Source organism: Treponema bryantii, assembly GCF_036492245.1.
Classification (GTDB): domain Bacteria; phylum Spirochaetota; class Spirochaetia; order Treponematales; family Treponemataceae; genus Treponema_D; species Treponema_D bryantii_C.
Map to the genome: position 1 here is coordinate 2,911,647 of NZ_AP025286.1, position 23,300 is coordinate 2,934,946.

Sequence of the window (23,300 nt, forward strand, 5' to 3'; positions counted from 1 at the left end):
TACTCCGTTAGTTTTTAGCGTTCTGCTGAACTTTTACTGTTGCAGTAAAGAACAGTGCTGTAAGGGAAACAAAATAAATCAAATCCCTTGTGTCAAAAATTCCGCGCGAAATAGAAGTAAAATGTCCGCTTGCAGAAAGATAACTGAAGAAACTTACAATCTGTGATGGCAGGAAAATCAGGAATGTATCAATCATTGTAAGAGCCATACAGATTATCATAGCTGTGAAGAACGCAATAATCTGATTTTTTGTTACAGAGGTTGAAAAAACTCCGATTGCAGTAAAGCAGGCACAAAGGAAGATTGCACCGATATATCCACCGACAATAGGACCAAAATCAGGAGAACCAAAAATCACTGTCGGAAGAATATAAAACAGAGTTGGAGCAAGCATAATCAAAGTGCTTAAGAAAGATGCAAGATATTTTCCTGCAACTACATCAAGTTCTGTAACAGGGAGAGTCATCAGAGTTTCGATAGAACCTACACGACGCTCTTCTGCAAAAATCCTCATTGTGAGGGCTGGAATAAAAAGAGAAAGGAGAACAGGCAGTAAAGAAAAATACTGTCGGAGTTCTGCTCTGTTGTAAAGGAAGAATACTGAATAAAACAGGATTCCTGTAACTATAAGAAAAAGCGCAGTTACAATATAAGCAACCGGCGAAGTAAAATATGCCTTAAGCTCGCGCTTCATAATAATGATTGCGGGGCACTGTTTTTTTGCTGATTTATTGTCACTCATTATTTAGCCTCCGTCAAAGTATGGAATACATCTTCCAAAGAATTCTTGTTGATAGCAGCTTCATACAAATCAATTCCGCCTTCAACAAGTTTTCTGATAAGAGATGGTCTGATTTCAGCCTCTCCATTAACAGAAACTACCAGCTGTGAAAGACCAGTTTCACCATCTTTAGCACCAACTGTTACACCTGCTACACCAGTAATTGATTTAGCAAGTTCTGCAGCACTTTCTGCCTTTTCAGTACCAACAGTAATATAAACTGTAGATGAAGTTCCAATGCTGTTCTTAAGTTCTTCAATTGAACTGTCTGCAACAAGCTTACCGCCGGAAATAATAATTGCGCGGCTGCAGATTGTTTCAACCTCGCTCAAAATATGAGTAGATACAATTACTGTACGGGTTTTACCGATTTCGCGGATAATTGCGCGAACATCCTCTACCTGGTTAGGGTCGAGACCGGAAGTCGGTTCATCAAGAATAAGGATTTCCGGATCATTCATAAGTGCATGTGCAAGAGCAACACGCTGGCGGTTACCGCGGGAAAGTTCAGAGATATTCTTGCTCATTACTTCCTTAAGTCCGCATTCCTTGCAAAGAGCAGGAACTTTTTCTACCGGATTCTGACCATACATGTTTGCAATATATGCCAGATAATCTTCAACTATCATTTCTCCATAAAGTGGAGCTGATTCAGGCATATAGCCGATTTTCTTTTTTGCTTCAACAGGATTTTCACAAATATCAATGCCATCAATCTTCACAGAACCAGAAGTTGGGGCAAGAAAGCCTGTTATCATTCGCATTGTTGTGGTTTTGCCAGCGCCGTTTGGGCCAAGAAGTCCTACAATCTGACCTGTAGGAATAGAAAAGCTGACGTCATTTACCGCACGGAAATCCCCGAAATTACGGGAAACGTGGGAAACTTCTATCATTTTAGATGTCCTCCAATTTTTTTGTCTATATTAAATATAACAAATAAAATGGAAAAAGTTAAATAAGAAAAATCACAGATTTTTTACTGATTTATTGCCGTTTTACAGATGGAAACGCACATCCAGACTGATTCCATAACCGTGGCTCTCCGGATAATAGGTGCCGGTAAGAGTGGTATTGATTGGAACAGTTGCAAGCTTACCGGTTGTAATATTCAAATCGAGATTAAGAATCAGATAAATTGCCTGAGTATATGAAACACCCTGGAAAACCTCTGCAAGATAATCTGCATGACGAATATCCGGAAGCCGAACTTCTGAGGTATCATAAACAAGGGCCATATTATACCCGAACCAGAGCCCTGCCCTTCGTGAATACAAAACATATGGAATTACACTGTTATGAATCTCACGGCCAATTAAAAGAACTTTAAAACTTGATTCCAACGCAGTACCAGGTTTATTTACAAACTCTGCGTTAATAACTCCAGGCATACTAAAAATCCAGTTATCTTTCATAGAAAAAGGAAGTAGCCGTGGAATTGCAATGGTTGCAAACCAGCCCACATTAAACTGTGTAATATCAGAAATAGTTTCTGAAAGAAGATTTTTCTTTTCGGCATTTGTAAGATTACTATTATTCGGTGCGAGATTCTTACGGGCTTCCTGCAGCAATCTGACTTCACACATATCCCACATCAGATAAGACCTGACACCTACAGAAAGCCCACGCTGCTCAAATGTAGAATAACCATATTGATGGATATTCGTATATTCAACTTTTGCAGAGATTTCATAAAGTTCATAAGCAGACCTGAAAGAAGGCCAGGCTGAAAGACCAGGGCGTATATCGCTTTTAGTCTGATCGTAATAATCTGTAGAAACTGTATAGCTTCCCTGAATGTCAAAAATAAGCTGTCTTAAAGCCAGGCCCAGAGGAATCTTCCACTGTGTACCGGCAAGTATTTTGAAATTATATTCTCCATCAAGATTGAAATTGAAAATTGCTCCGGCCCGTATTTTTACCGGTGTTGAAGAATTTTCTATATAGAACGCTGCCGATTTATCTTTTTTAAGATTTAAGGATTCCGACCTGATTCTTGCCAGATATGAAGAAGGCATATTCTTTGTCCATGAAAAATCCAGAGGTAGATAAGTCCAGCCGAGAGATAAAACTGCCTGTGTATTCATACATGGATCCGGCTGGTTTTCAATTGAAACGCCTAGTCCCGGCCAGTAGAGATTTCCTTCATTCAAATCCAGAATCTTAATCGGGAAGAACGGTGTAAAGGAAAGGTCTGTCATGTACTTAAAAGGATTGTAATTTCGTACATTATAATCAGAAAGAGAGGACTGGCTGTGATTGCCAGATTCATTATTTGCTGACGCCAGATTTTCTTTTCCTGCCTTCTGTAAATATCCGTTTTCCAGTTCAACTGCAGATAAATCAACCTTACGCAACTGATTCTGAGAATATTTTTTTGCACTATAAAAGAGCTCGTTCCTTGAAGAAACAAAAGGATAATGAATACCGCCGGAAACATCTGTAGAAGTTAGTCTAACTGCCGCTGGTTCAAATTTATCTGTGAGGAAAATAAAACCGGCTCTGGTAAAGGTACTGTCACCTGGCTGTGTGTACGTGAATGTGTAAATCGGACTGCCGCCGCGGCGCTGGCAGGAAAGGTGCTGGATTTTGAGCGGAGGCTCAGAATCTTTTTGTCCGTCGGCTTTTATAAGCCAGCTTTGTTCAATAAGATTCTGTTCTTCTGAATTATTCTGCGACTTCCCAAAATTCAATCTGCATAAATAACGCTCAGTTCCTTCTGCGCGGATATAAGCAACAAATCCGTTTCCGCTATATACCGGAGAAAAAGGAATTGTATTTCGGGCAAAATCCTGTCTGAAAATCAGAGTTGTTTTTTCTTTCTTCTTTTCATCCAGCGGCATTGTATGGATTTCAAGCGCAGGAGTAACGTCCTTAATATTTACACCGGCAACAGCATAATCTCCGGTTTCTGTTAATACAATTGCAGCATCCCGCAGCTGATATTTTTGATCCAGAAATTTTCTTTCCTTCAAATCATAAATGCTGGATGAGACCGAATAAAGTCCTTCTACCGATCTTGGCTGAATATTTGTAACTGCAATAAAACGTCCATCTGGCGAAAGTGCCATGCGCTCAATTTTATCTGCAAGAAACAGAATCTGTCTCATTTTCAGCTGACTGTGCTCATCAAAAATATCAACCTCATGACGGATTCTGTCATACCAGACAGTTCCATAATCTGTAATCAGAATATGTTCATAATTTGCATCTTTATCTTTTGGAAAAACAAGTTCGCCTTCTTTCTCATAACTTTCAAGAACCATCAGACTGGCAGGAAGAGGTACAGATTCTTCAAACTGATTCCAAAGTTCTGTAAGCGTAAGTCCATATGTATTTTTGAAAACTCCATGTGTAAGCAGCGGATTTATTTTTCCGCTTTCTTCCCAAAGCTCGGCATATTTTTCTGCACCATAAGTATTCATCAAAAAAGCAGAAAAGCCGGTACCTGCAGCAAGTGCAAGTTCTTCTCCCGGGTACGTATCACGAACTGTTATTACCTGACTCCACTGAGGAAATTTTCCTTCAAGTTTTGCCTGTGAAAGCAGCTGCAGAAAATATCCATCATTTAAAAGCCCTTCCCCTTCAGAACTTTCCGCAAGATATGCGTTTCCTTCAATAAATGAATAAGGAAGATTAAAAAGTGCAACCGGCTGATAGGAATCACCAGCAATCCATTTTGCAACAAACTGATTAAAAGGACTTCTTATTGATTGAGACAGAGCTTTATAAATCTCACGATAAAAAAGTCCGAGCATAGAATCTTTGAAAACTGCGGTATCATAATCTGCCGTAGAATCAAAAATGATAATTCTGTTATAAGGATAAGGTGTATAGTCTACCGAAAGAACATCGGAGTCCGGAGAAATTATTACCGGCATACGAAGTTTGTGCTGAGAGTTTAGAGCATCTGCGGCTTTCTGATAAAGTCTGTCGACGTTTTGAACAAGCAAGAGGGCTGTATCTTTACTTTCTTTTGAATAAATAATATCAAAATACTCTGTTTTTATAAGAGACATTCTGCGCGGCCGCCCAAGTACATTTGCAGAATACAAAGGCTGCGCGCAGAATAAAAGCAGAAGAAACAGTCCTGCCAGTTTATTTACAGAATTCTTCAAGTACACTCTTGTAAATTGCAAGACCTTCATCTATTTCTTTATCAGAAATATTGAGAGGAGGCAGGAAGCGAACAACATCACTGCCTGCTGTTGTAGTACACAGTCCTTTTTCCAGACAGCGAACTTCAATATCAAAAGGTTTAATGCTTGAATCAATCTGAGTTCCAATCATAAGGCCTTTTCCACGAACATCCTTAACGATTGGAAGGTTCCAGCTTGCAATTGCTCCACGAATATAATCACCTGCATGATTTACTCTGTCGAGGAAAGCAGGATCACTTACAGTTTCAAGAACTACAAGACCAGCAGCACAGGCAAGAGGATTTCCTGCAAAAGTTGACTGATGATCACCGGCAACAAATACATCTGCAGCCTTACCACGGAATAGACAAGCTCCCATAGGAACACCGCCTGCAATTCCCTTTGCAAGAGTAACAACCTCAGGCTTAAAGCCAAGCCAGTCGCTTGCAAGGTAAGTACCTGTACGACCAACACCAGTCTGAACTTCATCTGCCATTACAATTGCTCCGGCAGCGCGGGCAGCATCAGCAGCAGCCTTAGCCCATTCTGGATTTATCAGATTTACACCACCCTCACCCTGAATACATTCAATAAAGAGTGCAGCAGTTGTATCATCAAAAGCAGTTTTGATTGCTTCAAAATCGTTTGCCTTAATTATCTTAAAGCCCTCTGGATAAGGAGCAAAACAATCCGGATGGAAGCGGTCCTGACCAGTTGCAGTAAGAGTAGCAAGAGTTCTTCCGTGGAATGATGATTCCAGAGTTACAATTGTTTTTCTTTTATCTCCACCATTGAGCTGACCATATTTTCTAGCCAGTTTAATAGCAGCTTCATTTGCTTCTGCACCAGAATTTCCAAAATAACCGCGCTCAAAGCCTGTTACTTTAAGAAGATTTTCTGCAAAATCAAGACCTACATCTGAGAAATAATAGTTTGAAATATGAATCTGGCGACGTGCCTGGCGAGAAATTGCTTTTACCAGCGGTTTATAATTATGACCAAGACAGTTAACTCCAATACCGGCAATAAAGTCGATGTACTTTTTACCGTCTGCCGCCCACATTGTTGAACCCTTTGATTTTTCAAAAATAACGTCAAAAGAGCCATAGTTGTTTACAATTTTCTTTTCCATAGCATCGCCTCGCTTTGTATAAATATGCAGGAATTATGATATTTTTTGAATAAAAATGCAAGATATAATTTGAACCTTATTTATTTCTTTTGACCATCACGCTGGGCATGCTTAATCTTTTTTTCTTCATAGAGATTTTTATCTGCCTCTTTCAACAGCTCATGAAGGTCTGAGTTTTTTGAATCAAACTCTACAGGACCAATACTTATTGATAAGGTGAACGGCAGCTTTGCATCTTTTGAAAACTGTTCATTAAGAATAACCAGGCGCTTGCGTAAATCATCAACCTTGTACATCGGGAAACGTGGAGCAACAACTCCAAACTCATCTCCACTCAAACGGCCGACCATATCTGAATCACGGAAGGCTGCCCTTAATACCATTGCCTCTGTTTTTATTGCAAGGTCACCTATTTCATGTCCCCAGGTATCGTTCATTGTTTTTAGGCCGTCCATATCGCAGAAGAAAACACAGCCTTTGTCATCAGAAATTGTAGCAATGTCTATTAACTGCTGGCCGTATTCCATAAAACCACGGCGATTAAAAAGCTGCGTAAGTTCATCTGTTTTTGACTGGAAATTAAGGGTCTGATTTTTTTCAGCTAACTTTGCATGTTCTGCTTCTTTCACAGAATATACAAAAGAATGAACAAAAGAATTTACAAGAATCTTAAGGAAGATTGTATAAATCGGATATTTATTTGTAGGAAGTCTGCAGACAAGGTATCCATAATTTGTGCCCTGTAAGAAAATTGGAAGCAGATAATAATTTCCTCTGTAAAGATCTTCAAATCCATCAGGAAGAATTTTCTTATGAGGATTAAATTCTATTCCACCTTCATCATAATAGTTTTCTGCAAGGTCACGATTTTCATCTATCAGCATGAGAAGTTTTGCCTTGTCCGGCATAACAAAATCATCACTAGGAGAAAGTTCTATTGCCTCATCGTAAACACAAATGGCAAGCATGTGGATATGAACAACCTTAAGATTTGTCACAACTGTTTTAAAGTATTCATTCATTGAGGTAACGGAGTCCGTCATATTCAGAACGTGATAAATGGTAGCCATATCATTTAAGCCGTTTCCAAACAGATCCAGCTCTGTCATTACCATTGTATCACGATCGTGATAGCCGCCGTCATTATCGTAATAACCGTAAGATTTAAGTTTAAGATCCATACAGCCGCACGACTGTCTGTAAAGCGGATAAGCCTGAGTTTTTACAACTTTAGGAACATCTTCTCCACAAAGAAGTTTATAGGCGAGCTCGGCAGCATCATAACCGGTTTGAGCAACCTTCTGACTTATTGTTGAAAGATTAGGTATACAGGTTACTGCAACCTCCGCATCATCAAAACCAAAAACACAGACATCATCAGGAACATTTACTTCCAGTTCTGCAAAAATACTTTCAACTCCTGCTGCCATATAATCATTGGCACAAAGAATTGCATCAAACGGCACTTCTTCGCGTGATTTATATTTTCCTTTGATACAGTCATAGGCAGACCGGGGTGTAAAATTTCCGGCAAAAATCCAGTCTTCATTTATCTCAAGTCCGTGTTTTTTCATTGCAGCACGAAAAGCATTTTCACGGCCTTCTGATTCAGGCGAATGTGTAAGTGCTGCAGACATAAAAGCAATCTTTTTCCTGTTGTGCTTTTCTATAAGATGCCCGACTATTTCGTCATAGGCATCTTCGCACGAAATACAGGTATAATGATTTGTCGGTAAATCAAGAGGATTTGAAATAGAAATTACCGGCTTCGGCATAAGACACTCAAAAGCCTTTGCCAGTTCTTCACACGTCATGTCATGACAAAAAGAATTTGAAACAACTATTACTGCATCTACATTTTCTGATTTTATAAGTTCGAGCGCTGTCCAATACTGATAATCATATTGAAAGGCTTCGTTATGAGGCGCGTTGATTGTTGAAATAATTACGTGTACATCGTTTTTGTCCCTGAGATAATCAATAATGCCATCTACAACAACAATGTTGTACTCTACTGTCAGGTCATACACTAGTACGGCAATGTTTTTCATACATTTAATTATACAACAGGGAAAGAATTAAGTAAAAAATTTTTTAAATAAAAAAATCCCCGTAACAAGATTACGGGGACAAATATATAAGGATTGATTTTGCTAATAATGCAGATAAATTACTTCAACAAATCGCGTGCAAGAATCTTAGCAATGTTTGGTCTCTTTACGAGGTCGCCCTTCAAGCCTTCCTCGCGGGCCTTGTTTACGTAGTTAGGATCCTGGAAGCTGTACTTGAAGTTTGTATGAACATCGTAAGTTCCCTTCATGAGAGCGTAAGCATCTTCTGTCATTACGAGCTCTTCGTCTGTTGGGATAACGAAAATCTTTGTCTTTGAATCATCAGCGTGGATGTATGTTTCAGCGTTACCTGTGAATGACCATTCGTTGCGCTGTGCATCAATCTTGATACCGTAGTTTTCAAGACCTGAACAAGCCTTCATACGAGTGATTGGTCCACGCTCGCCAACACCTGCTGTCCATACGATAGCATCTACGTGGCCGAGTTCTGCCATGAAGGCACCGATGTACTTCTTAATGCGGAGAGCTTCCATTTCGATTGAAAGCTGACAGAGCTTGTCACCCTTTGCAGCGTCGATTTCGATATCGCGGCGGTCAGAATATTTTCCTGTAATACCAAGACAACCACACTTCTTGTTGAGTGCCTTGTCCATTTCATCAGCTGACATACCAGTTTTTCTCATGATATAGAAAGGAAGAGCTGGGTCGAGGTCTCCGGAACGAGTTCCCATTACAAGACCTTCAAGAGGAGTAATACCCATTGTTGTATCGTAGCAAACGCCGTTCTTAACAGCACACATAGAAGAACCGTTTCCAATGTGGCAGATGATAAGGTTGCAGTCTTTTGGATCTTTTCCGAGGAGAACTGCAGCGCGTTTTGCTGTGTAAAGGAATGAAGTTCCGTGGAAACCGTAGCGGCGAGCTGCATATTTCTCGTACCATTCGCGTGGAATAGCGTACTGGAAAGTTTCTTCCGGCATTGTCTGGTGCCATGCTGTATCCATGATAGCTGAGTGAGGAACGTTTGGCATTACCTTCTGAGCAGCTTCAATACCCATGATGTTAGCTGGCATGTGGAGAGGTCCGAGGTCTACTACCTCGCGGAATCCGTCGAGAACCTCTGGAGTGATAAGTACAGACTTTGTGAACTTTTCGCCACCATGAAGTACGCGGTGACCTACAGCTCCAATTTCGTCCATAGACTTGATAACACCAACTTCTGGATCTGTGATTTCTTTAATAATAAGTTCGATTGCTTCTTTGTGAGTTGGACAAGGACTTTCGATTTCTGTTTTCTTTCCCTTAGCCTTGTGAGTAATACAGCTTCCTTCAATACCGATGCGTTCTACAACACCGTTAGCCATTACTTCTTTGTTGTCCCAGTCATAAACCTGGTACTTTGCAGATGATGATCCGCAGTTCAATGTAAGAATTACCATTGATATCTCCTAAAAATTGAATGCAAAAAAAATATGGTGGTTATTCTTCGGTCCCTGAGCGGAGTCGAAGGGTAAACCACCATCTTAATTATAAAAAAATTCAAAGCGATTTTCAATTATTTCATAACAATATTTTCAGAATTGAACTTAGGCTGTTTTTTATACAGATACTTAAGCGGATGAATATCGAAGGCATTTACGTACCAGCCGCCTACTTCCTTTACATCTACAATATTCGAAGAAACAGAGCGATAAAGCGGCATCACCATTCCATCATCAAGAAGGATTGTTTCTGCCTGACCAAGGAGTTTCATTCTCTCTGTTTCATCTGCAGTGGCAGCCTGTTCCAGAAGTTTATCAAACTGTTCATTCTTCCAGCCAGATTCATTCATTGTAGAACCACCACGGAAAAGTTCCAGGAAGGCCAGAGGGTCAGCAAAATCTCCAATCCATGAAGTAACAAAAATATCTGCATCTGCAGAACCTATAGAGGCATAATACTGATATGAAGGTATTTTTCTGATTTCAAGTTCAATTCCAAGAGGATCAAAAGATTCCCTCAAAAGCTTTTCATCTTCTTCTGTAAACTCGTTTTCAAAAACGTGCATCACAAGAGGAATTATTTCTTCCTGTGAAACACCGTATTTTGCACGGGCATCCTTCATTCTCATAGAAGCTTCAATTGCATCAGTATAATCAAAACCATCTATCTGAGGATAACCAGAAAGCGGATAAACAAGTGTAGTTGCAGGAATCAGATATTTTTTATGCATATGATTCCACGGAAAAGCCTCGAGCAAAGCATTTCTGAATTCAGGATAATCCCAGACCGTAGAACACTTGCTTTCTGCAGGCTTTTTAGAACTCATCTTAAAATACAGGAATCCTGTTCCAAACGAAGCATTTACCTGAATTGCAGAAAGATCAAGAAGTTTCATCTGATTTACCTGAGCAGTAACCCAATCTACCGCGCCTGTATTAAAATAGTAAGTATTATCATCTGCATTTTCTGACTGAACAAAAGTAATGCGCTCAAGAGTAACTTTTTCGTGATCCCAGTAATAAGGATTTTTCTTCAGGATATATTTACGGTCGGCAATAATCTCAAGTTCGTAGGCACCGCTGTAAACTTCCGGGTTACTGTGAGTAATTGAAAAAGCGGTATGACAGAGAATCTTAGGAAGATAGTTAGCAGGTGTATTCAGATAGATAGAAAGCACATTTTCTGCAGTTGCATAAATGCCTACTTCATCATAATTTCCCTGGCCGTTACGGAAAGCTTCGGCACCGCGTACAATATCAAACAGAGAAGAATAAGGAGCTGCAGGATTTGCAAGCATACGAAGCCAGCTGTCACGAACACTCTCGGCGGTAATCTTTTCTCCATTACTGAAACAGGCATCATCACGCAGGGTAATTGTCCAGCGCTTTTTATCACGGGAAATCTTAAACTCTTTTGCAATTGCATACTGTGGCTCAAGCGAAATAGGACTGATTGTAAAGAGTCCTTCATAAAGGCCGTTTAAAAGCTGTGAATCACTTGAGTAATTTGTAACCTGTGGATTAAGTTCATGAACGCGAACAGACTCAACGATTATAAAATTCTGCTGAAGTTCCTGAGGTAATTTTTCCTTCTGTTCAGCAGCACGCTGTTCTTCATTTTCAAGTTCAAGCAGTTCTTCTGGAGTAAGTTCTCCATGTCCTTCAGATTTTTCTTCAGAATTATTCTGGGCAAAACATGGAGATATAATAAGTGCGGCAAATAAAAACGCTGCAGCACATTTTCTGATTTTTTTAAGCATTATTTGATATTCCTAATTTCTGCATTTGTTCTGATTCTTCTTTATAAGAAACATAATCACTGCGTTTCTTATTAGCATTTATTATGGAATTGCGCAAGGCAGAAAGTTCAATCTGCATTCCCTTTACATGGGCTTTTAATTCATTCTGAACTTCCTTTTTGAAATATGCATCAAGAGAATTTATTATGACAAATTTTGACTGAAGCTCAGAAATCTGTTTATTTACAAAGCTTAAAATCATATCTTCCTGAACGGATTCAATTTTCTGATATTCATTTCCCTTTGCAGCAATTCCATTATATATACGTTCTTTCTTTGCAAGATCTGAAAGGAAATCACTGACATTAAGTTTTTGAACTCGTTCAACACCAGTTTTTGCATCCTTTACAGGAAGCTGGCAGATTCTTTCTTTTTCTTTAAGATTAAAGGCTTTTCTAAGCAAAGCCATAAACTTATTCCAGAAGTTTGCTTTACGTGTATAAAGCACATCAAAATTATCTGTAAGTTTTGTATGCAATTGAATTAAAGTAGGTGCCGTTGCTCCAAGTGCAAGTACTGTCTGCATAAGCATTTCTTTTGTATCTGGACCAGTCTTTTTCTTAGCAGCTGTTTTTGCTGCATTCTTAATTGCAAGTTTCTCTAATACAGCAGCCTGTTTTCTTTCTTTATCAGGACCATGATCTTCTTCTATAATTTCATTTACAAGATCATTATAAAAATTCTTTTTTCCTGTTACTTTTGAATAGAGTCTCTTAATTTCTGAAAGCTCACCTTCTGCAGACTCTGCAGCTTTTGCCTTATCAAAATCAGGATGTTCAAATAAATCTTTTCGAAGGCCACCCTTATAAAGCTCCCGCTGGAACACGCCGAGTTCTGTAAGCATCTTTTCAATAGTTTTTGATGCCTGCGCGCTTTTTGCAACGCTGTCGTTAATCATACTCTGAACAACATTTGGAGCTCCGTTTTTAGCACCATTAACAGTAATAGCCAGCGCTCTTGTATTCATTTTTGCGTTGTTCATAGAAAGGTCATCCCATTCAAAGACCTTATTAAAATCGAGCAGTTTTTTTACATTCTGGAGAGTGAAAGATTCTGTTGAAAAACGAAAGTAGGTACAGATGTAATCCAGCATGGTTTCATAATCTGAAAAGCGTTCTCCGAAAATATTTGGGATATCGCTTTCTGCAAAAGGAGTTGAGTCTGGTACAACGATACTGGAAATCTTTTTATCAAGACGATACGGATCAGGTACAATCAGGGACTTTTTTACAAAGTTCTCATACAAATTATGAACACAGGTATGCAGAAGTCGATACTGACTTAGCATTTCCTGTAAACACTCTGAGTTATACCATTCCTGTTTCTGACTAAGAGCCGTTTGCAGCTCCTGCCTAAATTTTTCCTCTTCCATATCTTCTATTATCGGCAGAAAGTCTCAATTACTTGCTTAAAATTTTCACAGGGGTTCCTGGCACCACCGATTCGAAATTTACCTCTGTTCTGCTGCCTTTATTGTCTTCTCCAACTACAAAATAAAATGAATTGAATAAAAAACGCAATTTTTTTAAAATGGTTCCATGAGTGAAAAAAAATCTAAATCTATTGTAAAATCCGGGCTGCTTCTTACCCTCATGACTTTTGCTTCCCGCATAATGGGACTTATCCGCGAAATGACAAAGGCGTCTTTTCTCGGTACCGGCCTTTATGCAGACAGTTTTTCTGTTGCATTTATGCTTCCTAACCTGTTCCGAAAGTTGTTTGCCGAAAACGCAATATCTGTTGCCTTTATTCCAACCTTTAAAGATTATCTTGCACAGGAAGATACCCTCGAAAATAAAAGGACAACCCAGGAATTTCTTAATGCTACACTGACTCTTGTAACCTTTATGACAGCCTGTGTTGTTAGCCTTGGAATTCTTTTTGCTCCATTTATCATCCCGATTTTCTGTAAGGCGCCAAATCCAGATGTAGCTGATTTTGCTGCAAAAATGGAATATTACCTTCTTGAGTTCGATGAAACTACCGTGCTCACAAGAATAATGTTCCCATACCTTTTCTTGATTTCTGTTGCAGCCTTCTTCCAGGGTGTTTTAAACACCTGCGGAATCTTTGCACCTTCCGGCTTTACTCCGGTTATGTTCAACGGAATTGTAGTTCTTTCAACTTATATTCTCGCTCCTCATACTTCGAATCCAGCCCGTGCTATGGCAATCGGTACAATTATCGGAGGTTCTGTACAGGCTGTATTCCAGTGGCCTTTTGTATACAAAACAGGCTGGAAAGTTGGACTTGCTTCTCTGAAAAAGGCTTTTACAAATCCGGGAACAAGAAAGGTTATGGCTCTGCTTGCACCAACAATTGTCGGTATTGCAGCCTATCAGCTTAATGACACAGTTTCTACAGCACTCGCAAAACGCGTGGGCCCAGGAATTGCTTCGAGCCTTCAGTACAGCATCCGTCTTCAGGAACTGATTCTCGGAATTTTTGCAGTTTCAATCGGAACTGTAATCCTTCCTGATCTTTCTGGTTTTGCAAATAAAAAAGACTGGACTCAGTTTAATTCAATGCTGCTTCAGGCAATCAAAATTATGACTTTGATTTCCATTCCAATTACAGCCTACTCTCTGATTTCCGGCCGAGAACTGATTTCACTGCTATATAAACGAAATCAGTTTGATGATGAATCTGTAATTATGACACTGGGTATTTTCCGCTTTCATATTCTGGGACTGCTTTTTATTGCACTTAACCGAATTATGGCACCGGCCTTCTATGCACAGAAAAAACCAAAGCTTCCTACTATTGCAGGACTTATAAATTTCGTCTCAAATATTCTGCTGGTTTTTATACTTTCAAAACCAATGGGTGGAAACGGAATTGCATTGGCACTCAGCCTTGCAAGTCTTTTAAACACAGTTTTCCTTTTTATCTTTATGAAAAAAATGGAAGCGATTGAAGTCGGCAGACTTTCACGGGGCACTCTGCTTTATGCGCTTAAGATGTGCGTACTTTCTGTGATTGCCTCTGTGCCGACCTACTTTGCACACAAGGCTTTGTGCGGTATATTTGATGGTCACGGAAATCTCATTGCATACGGTGCACCTGTTCTTATTTCTGCTTTACTTTTTGCGACTATAGGTGTACTCGAATTGATTATTACAAGAGATGAAGTTATCAGCGTTATTTTGAAGAAGGTGAAAAAATGAAAGAATATTCTAAAGAAGAACTGAAAGAAATCTACAAAGCACGCCGCAACGTTCTTGCTGCAAAACTCCGCGAAACTGAAACCGGAGCCTGTGTTTTTGTAGACAGCGAGGAACATCGCGATCCTGCAGTTGCTTACTACACAAATCATGCAAACGATGCTGTTCTCGTAATTTTCAGCGACGGCTACAGCGTTCTTATTGCCTGGGATGAAAATCTTGCAAAGCAGAATGCATTCTATGACAAGCTCGTTCCATTCATGCGCTATAAGAATGAAGCAAAAGATGCTGTAAAGGCAATTCTTAATGCCTGCTATACACATGGAGAAAACAGTAAGGTTGAACTTCCTCCTTACCTTACTTATCCTGATTATCTTAAGTTTATTGATGCGCTTGAAAACTATGACTGCCGCTGTAAGGAAGACGGCATTCATAAGTTCGTAGTTGATTGCCGCATGATTAAAGACGAATACGAAATTGAATGTACAAAGGAAGCTGCCCGTATTGGCGACCTTATAATCGATGAAATTGAAAAGCAGGTTATCAAAGGAAAGATTAAAACTGAAACTGATGTTGCTCTTTTGATTGAAAGACGTCTCCGTGAGCACGGCTGTCAGAGAACTGGTTTTGATACTCTCGCTGCAGGTCCTTCCCGAAGTTTTGCAATTCATGCATTCCCTGGATACACTGCTGCAGAATGGCCTGCACAGGGGCTTTCTATTCTTGATTTTGGTGTTGTATATAACGGCTACACAAGTGACACAACTCTGACTATTGCAAAAGGTCCATTAACAAAGGAACAGGAAAAACAGCTGGATCTTGTGCAGAAGGCTTATGATGAAGCGCTCAAGTTATATAAACCTGGCCGCCCAATCATCGACGCTGCAAAGAAATGTGATGCTGTGTTCGCCGCTGCGAAACGTAAAATGCCTCACGGACTTGGTCATGCAGTTGGTCTGGAAATTCATGAGCTGCCACGCGTAAATCTGCGCGCTACACCGGAAATGCTTTTTAAGCCTGGTATGATTTTAACATGTGAGCCGGGCCTCTACGATGTTGAAATCGGTGGTACCCGGCTCGAAAATGATGTCCTCATCACCGAAGACGGCAATGAGGTAATTACTCATTCAAGAATTATCAGAATTGATTAAAATATAGCAACTTTCTGGTCTATAAGAGCAATCTGCTCAAGTATACCATCGGCACTTACGCACAACGCATTGCACAGCTCCCTGTCTTCAAGGCCCTGTGCAAGTTTTTTCATATCTGTGATTACGTGACGGATAAGATCGTTGCTTAATTCTTCATCGCAGCAGTCTTCGAGCTGGCGGTTGTATTCTTCGCCGAGAACTCCGGACTTAATAAGTGACTCTGCTGTAATAAGAAGTCCAGGTTTTCCAGACATCTTCTGAATGATGTACTCGATAACCATTCGCATACGGCAGCAGTCGAACGAGTTCTTTTCCTTTTCCGGCAGGAAGCCGGCAAGGGTACGAAGAGTTTTAAACAGTTCGAGCTCAGCAGAACAAGATTTCTTCATCTCGTCATCGTTGAGGATGCGGCCAATTTTATCAATCATATCATCAGCTGTAACAAAATTTTCATCACTTAATGGTTCATCATTTGATTCTTCAATTACCGGAGCAGGGCTCTGGTAAAAATCATCACCAAAAAGAGAAGACATTTCATCTACAGTTACAAATGGGTCACTGGTAAGTATATCCATATCGTCCTCTATAGTTTCGTCTACAACAGGCGTTTCGTCAACACTTTCTTCTTCAATTATCGAATCTTCGAAAATTGGTTCATTCTCAGCATCTGATTCTGCTTCAACAATTGGTTCCTCGACAACTGATTCTTTTTCAAACACAGGTTCTTCTACAAAATCATCAATCGCTGATTCTTCAAAAACCGGTTCGTTCTCAACAACAGCATCTTCCTCTACAACCGGTTCATTTTCAACAACTGGCTCTTCTGCAGTTACAGTTTCATCAAAAACAGGCTCTTCAACAAAAGGTTCCTCTACGACAGTCTCATCTGCTACAGGTTCTGGCTGTAAATCATAAGCGGAAAGTTTTTCTTCCACAGCTTCTTCAACGGCCTTTTCTACAGTCTGTTGTATCATCTTTTCATTTTCCTGCTTAAGTTCATCAGCAAGTTCTTTCTGCTGAAGTGCAAGCTCTCTCTGCTGGAGTTCAAGTTCTTTCTGCTGATTTTTTAGATCCTGCATCATCTGCTGTGCTTCAGGCATAGAGACCGGAGATGAAGCGTTCTGCTCAGCAAACTCAGGCTCAACAACACTGCTGTCAGGTTCGAACATCGGCTGTTCAGATTCAGCTGCTGGAGCCTCAGGACTTACCACAGGATTTCCTGCAACAGGCACAGAAGTTTCTGCTTTTGATTCTGGGATTTCTGGTTCAGCTTCTGAAACATCTGAAGCTTCCGGCTCTGCTGCAGTTTCTTCTTCCTGATCAACGATACCACCGTCCTCAAAATCACCAAAATCAAAATCTCCAGCATCTTCAGAAAGTCCGCTCTTCAAGTCGTTTCCAGTTTCTGCTGCATCAGGAGTCATCATTGTCATTAGATCTGAATCTTCAGAATTTTCATCGTAAGCTTCATCTTCCTCATCAATAAGAGGTTTGTTTACAGCATCAGGATCATCATCAAAATCTTCCCAGAACTCTCCGTCCTCGCCAGAAAGTGCCTGTTCAATAGGAGGAGTTGCTTCGAGGCTGCCGATATCAGGAAGTTCATCTTCCTCATCACTACCGCTCGACAAAAGTGCATCAACCTGGTCTGCAGTATTTTCATCGTTATCTATAAGACTTCCACTCTCTGTAAGATTTCCGCCTTCTTCCTCTGGAAGTGTATCAGCATCAACAGCGATTGGCATTTCTTCATCATTATAGATTTCTTTATTTGCTTCCATTTCTGAATGAATCTTTTCAAGCTGCTTAACTGCATATATATTCGGATTCTTTAAAGACAAGCCTTTTTCATATTCTGCTTTTGCTTTATTCAATTCACCGCGGGCTGTACTGATAGTTCCAAGAAGATTATAACCTTCCGGCATATTCGGACGACTTTCAACAAACTTATTAGCCATTTCTTCTGCCTTTTCATAATTGCCAGTCTGAATATAACGGTCGGCAGCGTTAATCATATAATCCTTATAATGGTGATTGATTTTTCTGATTTTATTGAAATATGTTTCAGCAGCTTCTTCATCTCCACGACAAACAAAATACTGACCGTAAAGATCGAGAATCTGAAGGTCTTTTCCGTCGCTCTTTTCATCAATCTTTTTAATAACATCAAGAGCTTTGTCATAGCGCTGTGCAGAAAGCAGCACATGAGAATACTGCTTACAAACATCAAGATTTTCCGGCTCAATACCAACTGCATCTACAATCTTTTCCATTGCAGGTTCAATCTTCATTCCCTTTTCGAGAGATTTAGAAAGTCCCAGCAGAATGTTGATGTCGTTATTCTTTAAACTTTCTGCACGCTTAAAAGTTTTAGTTGCATTGTCATAATCAAACTGATTCAGATAGATTCGTCCAAGAATACATAGCAGATCTACATCATCCGGATGCAGCTTAATTGACTGCTCAACAAGTTCCTGAGCCTGTTTTGTTTCCTGACATCTTATGAGAAGTTCACTAAAATCACGGATTGCTTCGAGCCAGCCCGGACGAGTTTTAAGGGCCGTTTCATAACAGCGCACTGCTTCAGGGAAGTTTTTAATATCTTCATAAACGTGAGCAAGATTGTAATTCAAAATAGGATGATTCTGATCTACCTGAAGTCCACGCTTATAAGTTGCGATTGCGGTATTGTAATCTTTTTTGGCAAAATAAATGGCACCAAGATGATTATGGGCAAGAACATCATCAGGGTTTCGGGAAATAACAGATTCAAAGGCATCAATGGCATCATCATAAGCACCCATCTCTTTGTAAGTAAATCCAATGCTGTAATTTACTGATGGATTATTAGCAGAACTTTCCTGAGCTTTGTGCAGAATGTTTACAGAATCCTCGTAACGCTTAAGACGGCGGAAGATTCCTCCAAGGCTGACCATAGCATCGGTATTTTCTGGATTCACGGTAATTATCTGCTCATAATAAGGAATTGCTTTTTCATCCTGACCTGCACGCACATAAATGCTTCCAAGCTGCTGAAGATATTCTACATTTCCTTCATCTCCACGCAGCATCTCCTTATACAGCCTTGCTGCAGTTGTCCAGTCATGAGCTGTAATTGCATTCTGTGCCTTTGCTAAATTTAAACTGTTTGCCATATACCTTCTCCCTTCCCTACTTTAACCGTGCCAATGGTCTTGCGAAAACTTCCTTAGAAAGATTTCCGACTACCCTCATATCCAGCGCTGACCAGGCTGCCACTGCAAAATAGTATATTTTACCGTTTTCCAATCCTGTAACTGTAAACGAGCTTGTATTTCCAACATTGATTGGTGATTCACCTTCTATTGCAATTCTTCCAAGATATTCTCCGGGACGGGTTCCATAATAAAGATAATAACCGCCGGCTGTATCATCTACAGAGTAATTCCATGAAACTGTAACACTACCGTTACCAGCAACTGCCTTTACAATAAACGGAGGCAATGGCTCAGGTAGTTCTGTAAAATCAAGTTTAATAGTTGTAATTGCAGGTGTCTGTTCACCGTTTCCATCAGGCATAAGTTCAACTGCAACCTGGAAATAAAGGCCTGTAATTCCTGTAAGTTCCTCTCCACTTTCTACAGGCTTCCATTCAGGATATTCTTCGTTCCAGCCATAAAAGTTTTCTCCAGAACGCACGTAATAGCATACTTCTGTCTGAGCAGGAACATTCATTTCTGCTTCAAGCTTATTTAATACAGAACCTGTAGAAACCATAATAGGCTTAGTTACAAAACGGCCGCCACTTGGGAGATACTGTGTATGTCCAACTCTTCCTGCATTTTCTGCTGACTGGAAATCTGGTGGAGTATAAGGACGACGAAGGATTCTGAAATCATCTATCTTTCCTGTATATTCCGAACAGATTGCGAGTTCAGAAGGAGTTCCAAGATAAACAAGACTTACATCTCCGCCTTCTGAACGGGTTGTTGTTATATATGTAAGGTCTTCTGTAATTCCGTTAACTATATATTCAAGAATACCCGTCTCACAATCAAACGACAGTACATGATAGCTCCAGACATCAGGTATGATTTTTGAAGAGCCTTTCAGTTCAACTTCATTACGGCCAGCTTCATTCACATATAAATCAAAAATATTGTTCAATTCCCAGCGCAGATGACCTTTATCAAAAGTACCGCTTATAACCTGGAATGCAAGCCGTCCGTCTTCATTTCGAGAAGATTCCCAGTTCAAAACTATTTCACCATTTTCTGCAATTGAAGGACAAAGCCAGAATTCAATTGAGAATGAGCCCATCAAACCTTCAGATCCAAAGAAACTTCCCGGCTGTCCGGAAATGCTGAGCCCCCCCATATTTCGGCTGAGACCTGCAGCTTTTTCATTTTTTGTCTGATTTGTAAGCTGGAAGTTATTTCTGTTGATAGTATAGTCGCCGTTAGAAATCGGCATCTGAGCATCTTCAAAATCTATAAGTAAATCTGTATATTCATCAAATACAAAAGAGTTAGAAGCGAGCTGAATACAGTCATAGCCATAACGGCCTTTTCCAGTAGTTATATTTTCCTGCTGCTGAAAAACAGGCCAGCCGCCTTTTCCACCAAGTACATATTCCTTAGCAAAAAGTTCAGCCGCGCCACAGGCACACATCACAGCCGAAACCGCTATAATAAGAAGTCTTTTTTTGATACAATTTCCTAACATAACATGACAGCCAAAACTACCGGTGGAAACCCCGCAACAATCCGCGAGGTTCTACACGAAACAGCTCTGAAAGCTCCTCAATCTAGTGGTGTTTACCTGTGGCGAAACGCAGAAAACACCGTAATTTATGTGGGAAAAGCAAAGATCCTTAAGAGCCGCCTGTCTTCCTATTTTTCAGGACAACAGAGCGTAAAAACAAGGCTTTTAATCTCCCACGCCAACTCTATTGAATACATCACAACAGCAAATGAGTATGAAGCTCTGCTGCTGGAAAACAACCTTATTAAAAAATACAATCCCCGTTACAACATTTGTCTGAAGGACGGAAAATCGTACCCGGTTCTCAGGATTACCAACGAGGATTATCCTAAGATTTTTAAGACCCGCCGCATTCTCCAGGATGGCTCAACCTATTTTGGACCATTTCCTGATGTAACGGCTCTCGAAACTTTTCTTGAAACTATCTTCAAGCTGTATCCGATTCGTCATTGCAGAACTCTCCGTAAGCGGGATACCCCTTGTTTATACTATCACATGAAGCAATGTCGCGCTCCCTGTTGTGGTAAAATTTCTAAAGAGTCCTACAATTTATACATCGGTGAAATTAAAAGACTACTTGAGGGAAAAGGTGAAGAAACCGTTGCAGCACTGAATGCCGAAATGAAGGCTGCAGCCGCCGCTTTGGACTTTGAAAAGGCTGCCCGTTTACGCGATGGCATTAAAGCACTCATGGTTCTTCAGAATCAGAATATAGTAGAAAGCTTTGAAGCGGATGATCGTGATTATATTGCTTACCACAGTGAAGGCGAACTTGTAAGCTTTACTGTCCTTAAGATTCGCCAGGGTAAACTGCTCGGTCGTGAAAACTACCGCGCCGAATCTCTCAACGATGATGATGACTTAATTGCCGAGTTTATGGCAGTTTTCTATGATGATGCTGTAAATATTCCACCGCAGATTTATATTCCTGCCACCGAAGAGTTTGATCACATTGCCCGCTGGCTTCATGAAGAAAAAAAAGCTACTTCGCAGGTTATTATGGTATCTTCTCATGATCTTCCACGTGATGTTGCTGCACTTCAGATGGCAAAACAAAATGCAAAAGAAGATATTGTCCGACGTCTTCGCGACAGAGGCGATATTCCTGCAATGGAAGAACTCAAACTTAAACTTGGACTGGATACTCTTCCAATCCGTATTGAAGGTTTTGATATTGCGCATATCGGCGGAAAGTGGCCGGTTGCTTCACTGATAAGCTTTTACAATGGAAATCCAGATAAAAAGAATTACCGCTATTTCCGTCTTAAGACTACAGACGGTTTAATAGATGACTTTGCTTCCATGAAAGAGGCTGTTTCACGCCGTTACACAAGACTTTTAAACGAACAGACAGATTTGCCTGATTTGATTCTTATAGACGGTGGTATCGGTCAGGTAAATGCTGTTGAAGAAATTTTAAATTCCCTTGGACTGGATATTCCGGTTGCAGGTCTTGCTAAGCGTGATGAAGAAATTTATCTTCCGGGAAACAGTACGCCAATCTGTCTTCCAAAACGGAGTGATGCTCTCCGACTTCTCCAGCGCGTACGAGACGAGACTCACCGCTTTGCCACAAGCCGTAACCAGAGACTCAGAACAAAAGAAAATACTCAGTCCATTTTCCTGGAACTTCCGGGTGTTGGCGAAAAGCGTGCATTGCAGTTACAGCGCCAGTTTATGACATTGGAGGCCCTTGCCGCTGCCGAAGAAAGTGCTATTGCTCAGTGTCTGCACGTAAAGGCTGCTGAAGCTGCCGACATTCTCCTTAAGGCCCGTGACCTCAACGCCCAGCGCAAAGAGAAAAAAGATTTACAGAGATTATCGCTCGGCGCCGCCGGCACTACAAAAGAAAAAGCAGCAGAGGCAAGCTATATTGCTGATCTTGCAAGCCAGGCTCTGGCCGCCGCCGAGACCCCGCCCGACTACGGTTCCTTAGCGGAGTCAAAGGATTAAGGAATATCCTCAACAACCTGTTTAGGCGGCTGCTCAAGTAATTCCGGATTTTTAAGATATTTGTGTAATTCGTGCAGGGCTTCTGAATAATACTGTCCGTCACAAATTCTATCATCAGTTGTAATTACATAATCCAGGAAATGCTTTTTGGTAATTGTTCCATCACGTTTAATTACATTCTCATGCCGATTAGTTGCGAATGTAATTATCATTGGAACATTTCCAAAATTGTACAGATGATGGAATACAGAAGGTATTCCCAGAGATCCCATAGAAGACATTACCAGTGAACCATGGAAAGGACTCATATCCAGAAGTGACTGAGGAATATGTCCATTATAATCAAGATGATAAAGAAACTTCATCATTAAACGCAAAATCCAGCGTGGAAGCTTAAAAATCAAACGAAGGAATTTATCCATGTCGCTTGCATCTTCAGGATCTGTCTGCTGCTGATATTCGGTTATTTTATCATGCATCTGTTTATAAACATCATTGATTGTATCTTCCGGCTTAAAGAAGAACTTTATCATGGTCTCAGGAGCATTCATTGTAAGAGCTTTCTTTACTGCCATGCTCACTTCAATATTGTTTCTTGCATAAACACGATAACCATTAACAAAGCGGTTTATACCTGGTTTCTGACTTACAGTTCGTACATATGCAGCAGCAAAAACATACATTACATTAAAACCGTCAAAACCTTCCTGACGTTTCTTATGAATATAGGATTCTATTGCATCCAGTTCCACACCATCAGAAATATAATTATTTGCATCGTTGCGGGTTTCCATTACATACAAGGCAAATATGGACATCGGCTCCATTGATCGAATCAATCTACCGTCTTTTCTGTCTCCGCGACGTCGTTTATATGGCACTGGCTTC

14 protein-coding genes are annotated in these 23,300 nt (G+C 40.3%); 3 read left to right on the forward strand and 11 right to left on the reverse strand.

Features of this window, described 5'->3' with window-relative positions; translation table 11 throughout:
- Positions 1-7 precede the first annotated feature (7 nt).
- The 8 genes from AABJ44_RS12840 to AABJ44_RS12875 all read right to left on the reverse strand — a co-directional run bounded on the left by AABJ44_RS12840 (position 8) and on the right by AABJ44_RS12875 (position 12,773).
- Entirely contained in the window at positions 8-742 is a 735-nt protein-coding gene (locus AABJ44_RS12840) for an ABC transporter permease subunit (protein WP_083379851.1), read from the reverse strand.
- Positions 742-1,674: an ABC transporter ATP-binding protein gene (locus AABJ44_RS12845; protein ID WP_338369462.1), complete on the reverse strand. Its 933-nt coding sequence runs from the start codon at positions 1,672-1,674 to the stop codon at positions 742-744. Before AABJ44_RS12845 ends, AABJ44_RS12840 begins: the two co-directional genes overlap by 1 nt.
- Positions 1,675-1,776: 102 nt before the next feature.
- Positions 1,777-4,797: a hypothetical protein gene (locus AABJ44_RS12850; RefSeq protein WP_338369463.1), complete on the reverse strand. Its 3,021-nt coding sequence runs from the start codon at positions 4,795-4,797 to the stop codon at positions 1,777-1,779.
- Positions 4,798-4,876: 79 nt separating this feature from the next.
- Positions 4,877-6,049: an aspartate aminotransferase family protein gene (locus tag AABJ44_RS12855; protein WP_338369464.1), complete on the reverse strand. Its 1,173-nt coding sequence runs from the start codon at positions 6,047-6,049 to the stop codon at positions 4,877-4,879.
- Between the two features lie 80 nt (positions 6,050-6,129).
- Positions 6,130-8,100 carry a diguanylate cyclase domain-containing protein gene (locus AABJ44_RS12860; protein ID WP_338369465.1) on the reverse strand — a complete coding sequence of 657 codons (1,971 nt, stop codon included), beginning with the start codon at positions 8,098-8,100 and terminating at the stop codon, positions 6,130-6,132.
- A gap of 119 nt (positions 8,101-8,219) precedes the next feature.
- A complete protein-coding gene (locus AABJ44_RS12865) occupies positions 8,220-9,560 on the reverse strand; it encodes an acetate kinase (RefSeq protein ID WP_338369466.1) in 1,341 nt (446 codons plus the stop codon).
- A gap of 116 nt (positions 9,561-9,676) precedes the next feature.
- Complete coding sequence (locus tag AABJ44_RS12870; protein ID WP_338369467.1) at positions 9,677-11,362, reverse strand: peptide ABC transporter substrate-binding protein; 1,686 nt, start codon at positions 11,360-11,362, stop codon at positions 9,677-9,679.
- Entirely contained in the window at positions 11,355-12,773 is a 1,419-nt protein-coding gene (locus tag AABJ44_RS12875) for a TP0584 family protein (RefSeq protein ID WP_338369468.1), read from the reverse strand. The genes AABJ44_RS12870 and AABJ44_RS12875 overlap by 8 nt, the downstream gene beginning before the upstream one ends.
- Before the next feature lie 166 nt (positions 12,774-12,939).
- Here AABJ44_RS12875 and murJ point away from each other — a divergent pair, with 166 nt between their 5' ends.
- Positions 12,940-14,568: a murein biosynthesis integral membrane protein MurJ gene (gene murJ, locus AABJ44_RS12880; protein WP_338369469.1), complete on the forward strand. Its 1,629-nt coding sequence runs from the start codon at positions 12,940-12,942 to the stop codon at positions 14,566-14,568.
- Complete coding sequence (locus tag AABJ44_RS12885) at positions 14,565-15,716, forward strand: M24 family metallopeptidase (RefSeq protein ID WP_074644441.1); 1,152 nt, start codon at positions 14,565-14,567, stop codon at positions 15,714-15,716. Before murJ ends, AABJ44_RS12885 begins: the two co-directional genes overlap by 4 nt.
- On the opposite strand, the gene AABJ44_RS12890 is transcribed toward AABJ44_RS12885, so the two are convergent.
- Positions 15,713-18,871, reverse strand: a complete 3,159-nt coding sequence (locus AABJ44_RS12890) for a tetratricopeptide repeat protein (RefSeq protein ID WP_338369470.1) — start codon at positions 18,869-18,871, stop codon at positions 15,713-15,715. The two genes, AABJ44_RS12885 and AABJ44_RS12890, sit on opposite strands and share 4 nt — an antisense overlap.
- A gap of 16 nt (positions 18,872-18,887) precedes the next feature.
- The gene (locus AABJ44_RS12895) at positions 18,888-20,420 is read right to left on the reverse strand and encodes a LamG-like jellyroll fold domain-containing protein (RefSeq protein WP_338369471.1); all 1,533 of its coding nucleotides are present in this window, start codon (positions 20,418-20,420) and stop codon (positions 18,888-18,890) included.
- A gap of 3 nt (positions 20,421-20,423) precedes the next feature.
- Between AABJ44_RS12895 and uvrC the strand changes: the two genes are divergently transcribed.
- Positions 20,424-22,412: an excinuclease ABC subunit UvrC gene (uvrC, locus tag AABJ44_RS12900; protein ID WP_338369472.1), complete on the forward strand. Its 1,989-nt coding sequence runs from the start codon at positions 20,424-20,426 to the stop codon at positions 22,410-22,412.
- Here uvrC and AABJ44_RS12905 read toward each other — a convergent pair.
- Complete coding sequence (locus AABJ44_RS12905; protein ID WP_074644432.1) at positions 22,409-23,293, reverse strand: 2-oxo acid dehydrogenase subunit E2; 885 nt, start codon at positions 23,291-23,293, stop codon at positions 22,409-22,411. The genes uvrC and AABJ44_RS12905 overlap by 4 nt on opposite strands.
- Positions 23,294-23,300 lie beyond the last annotated feature (7 nt).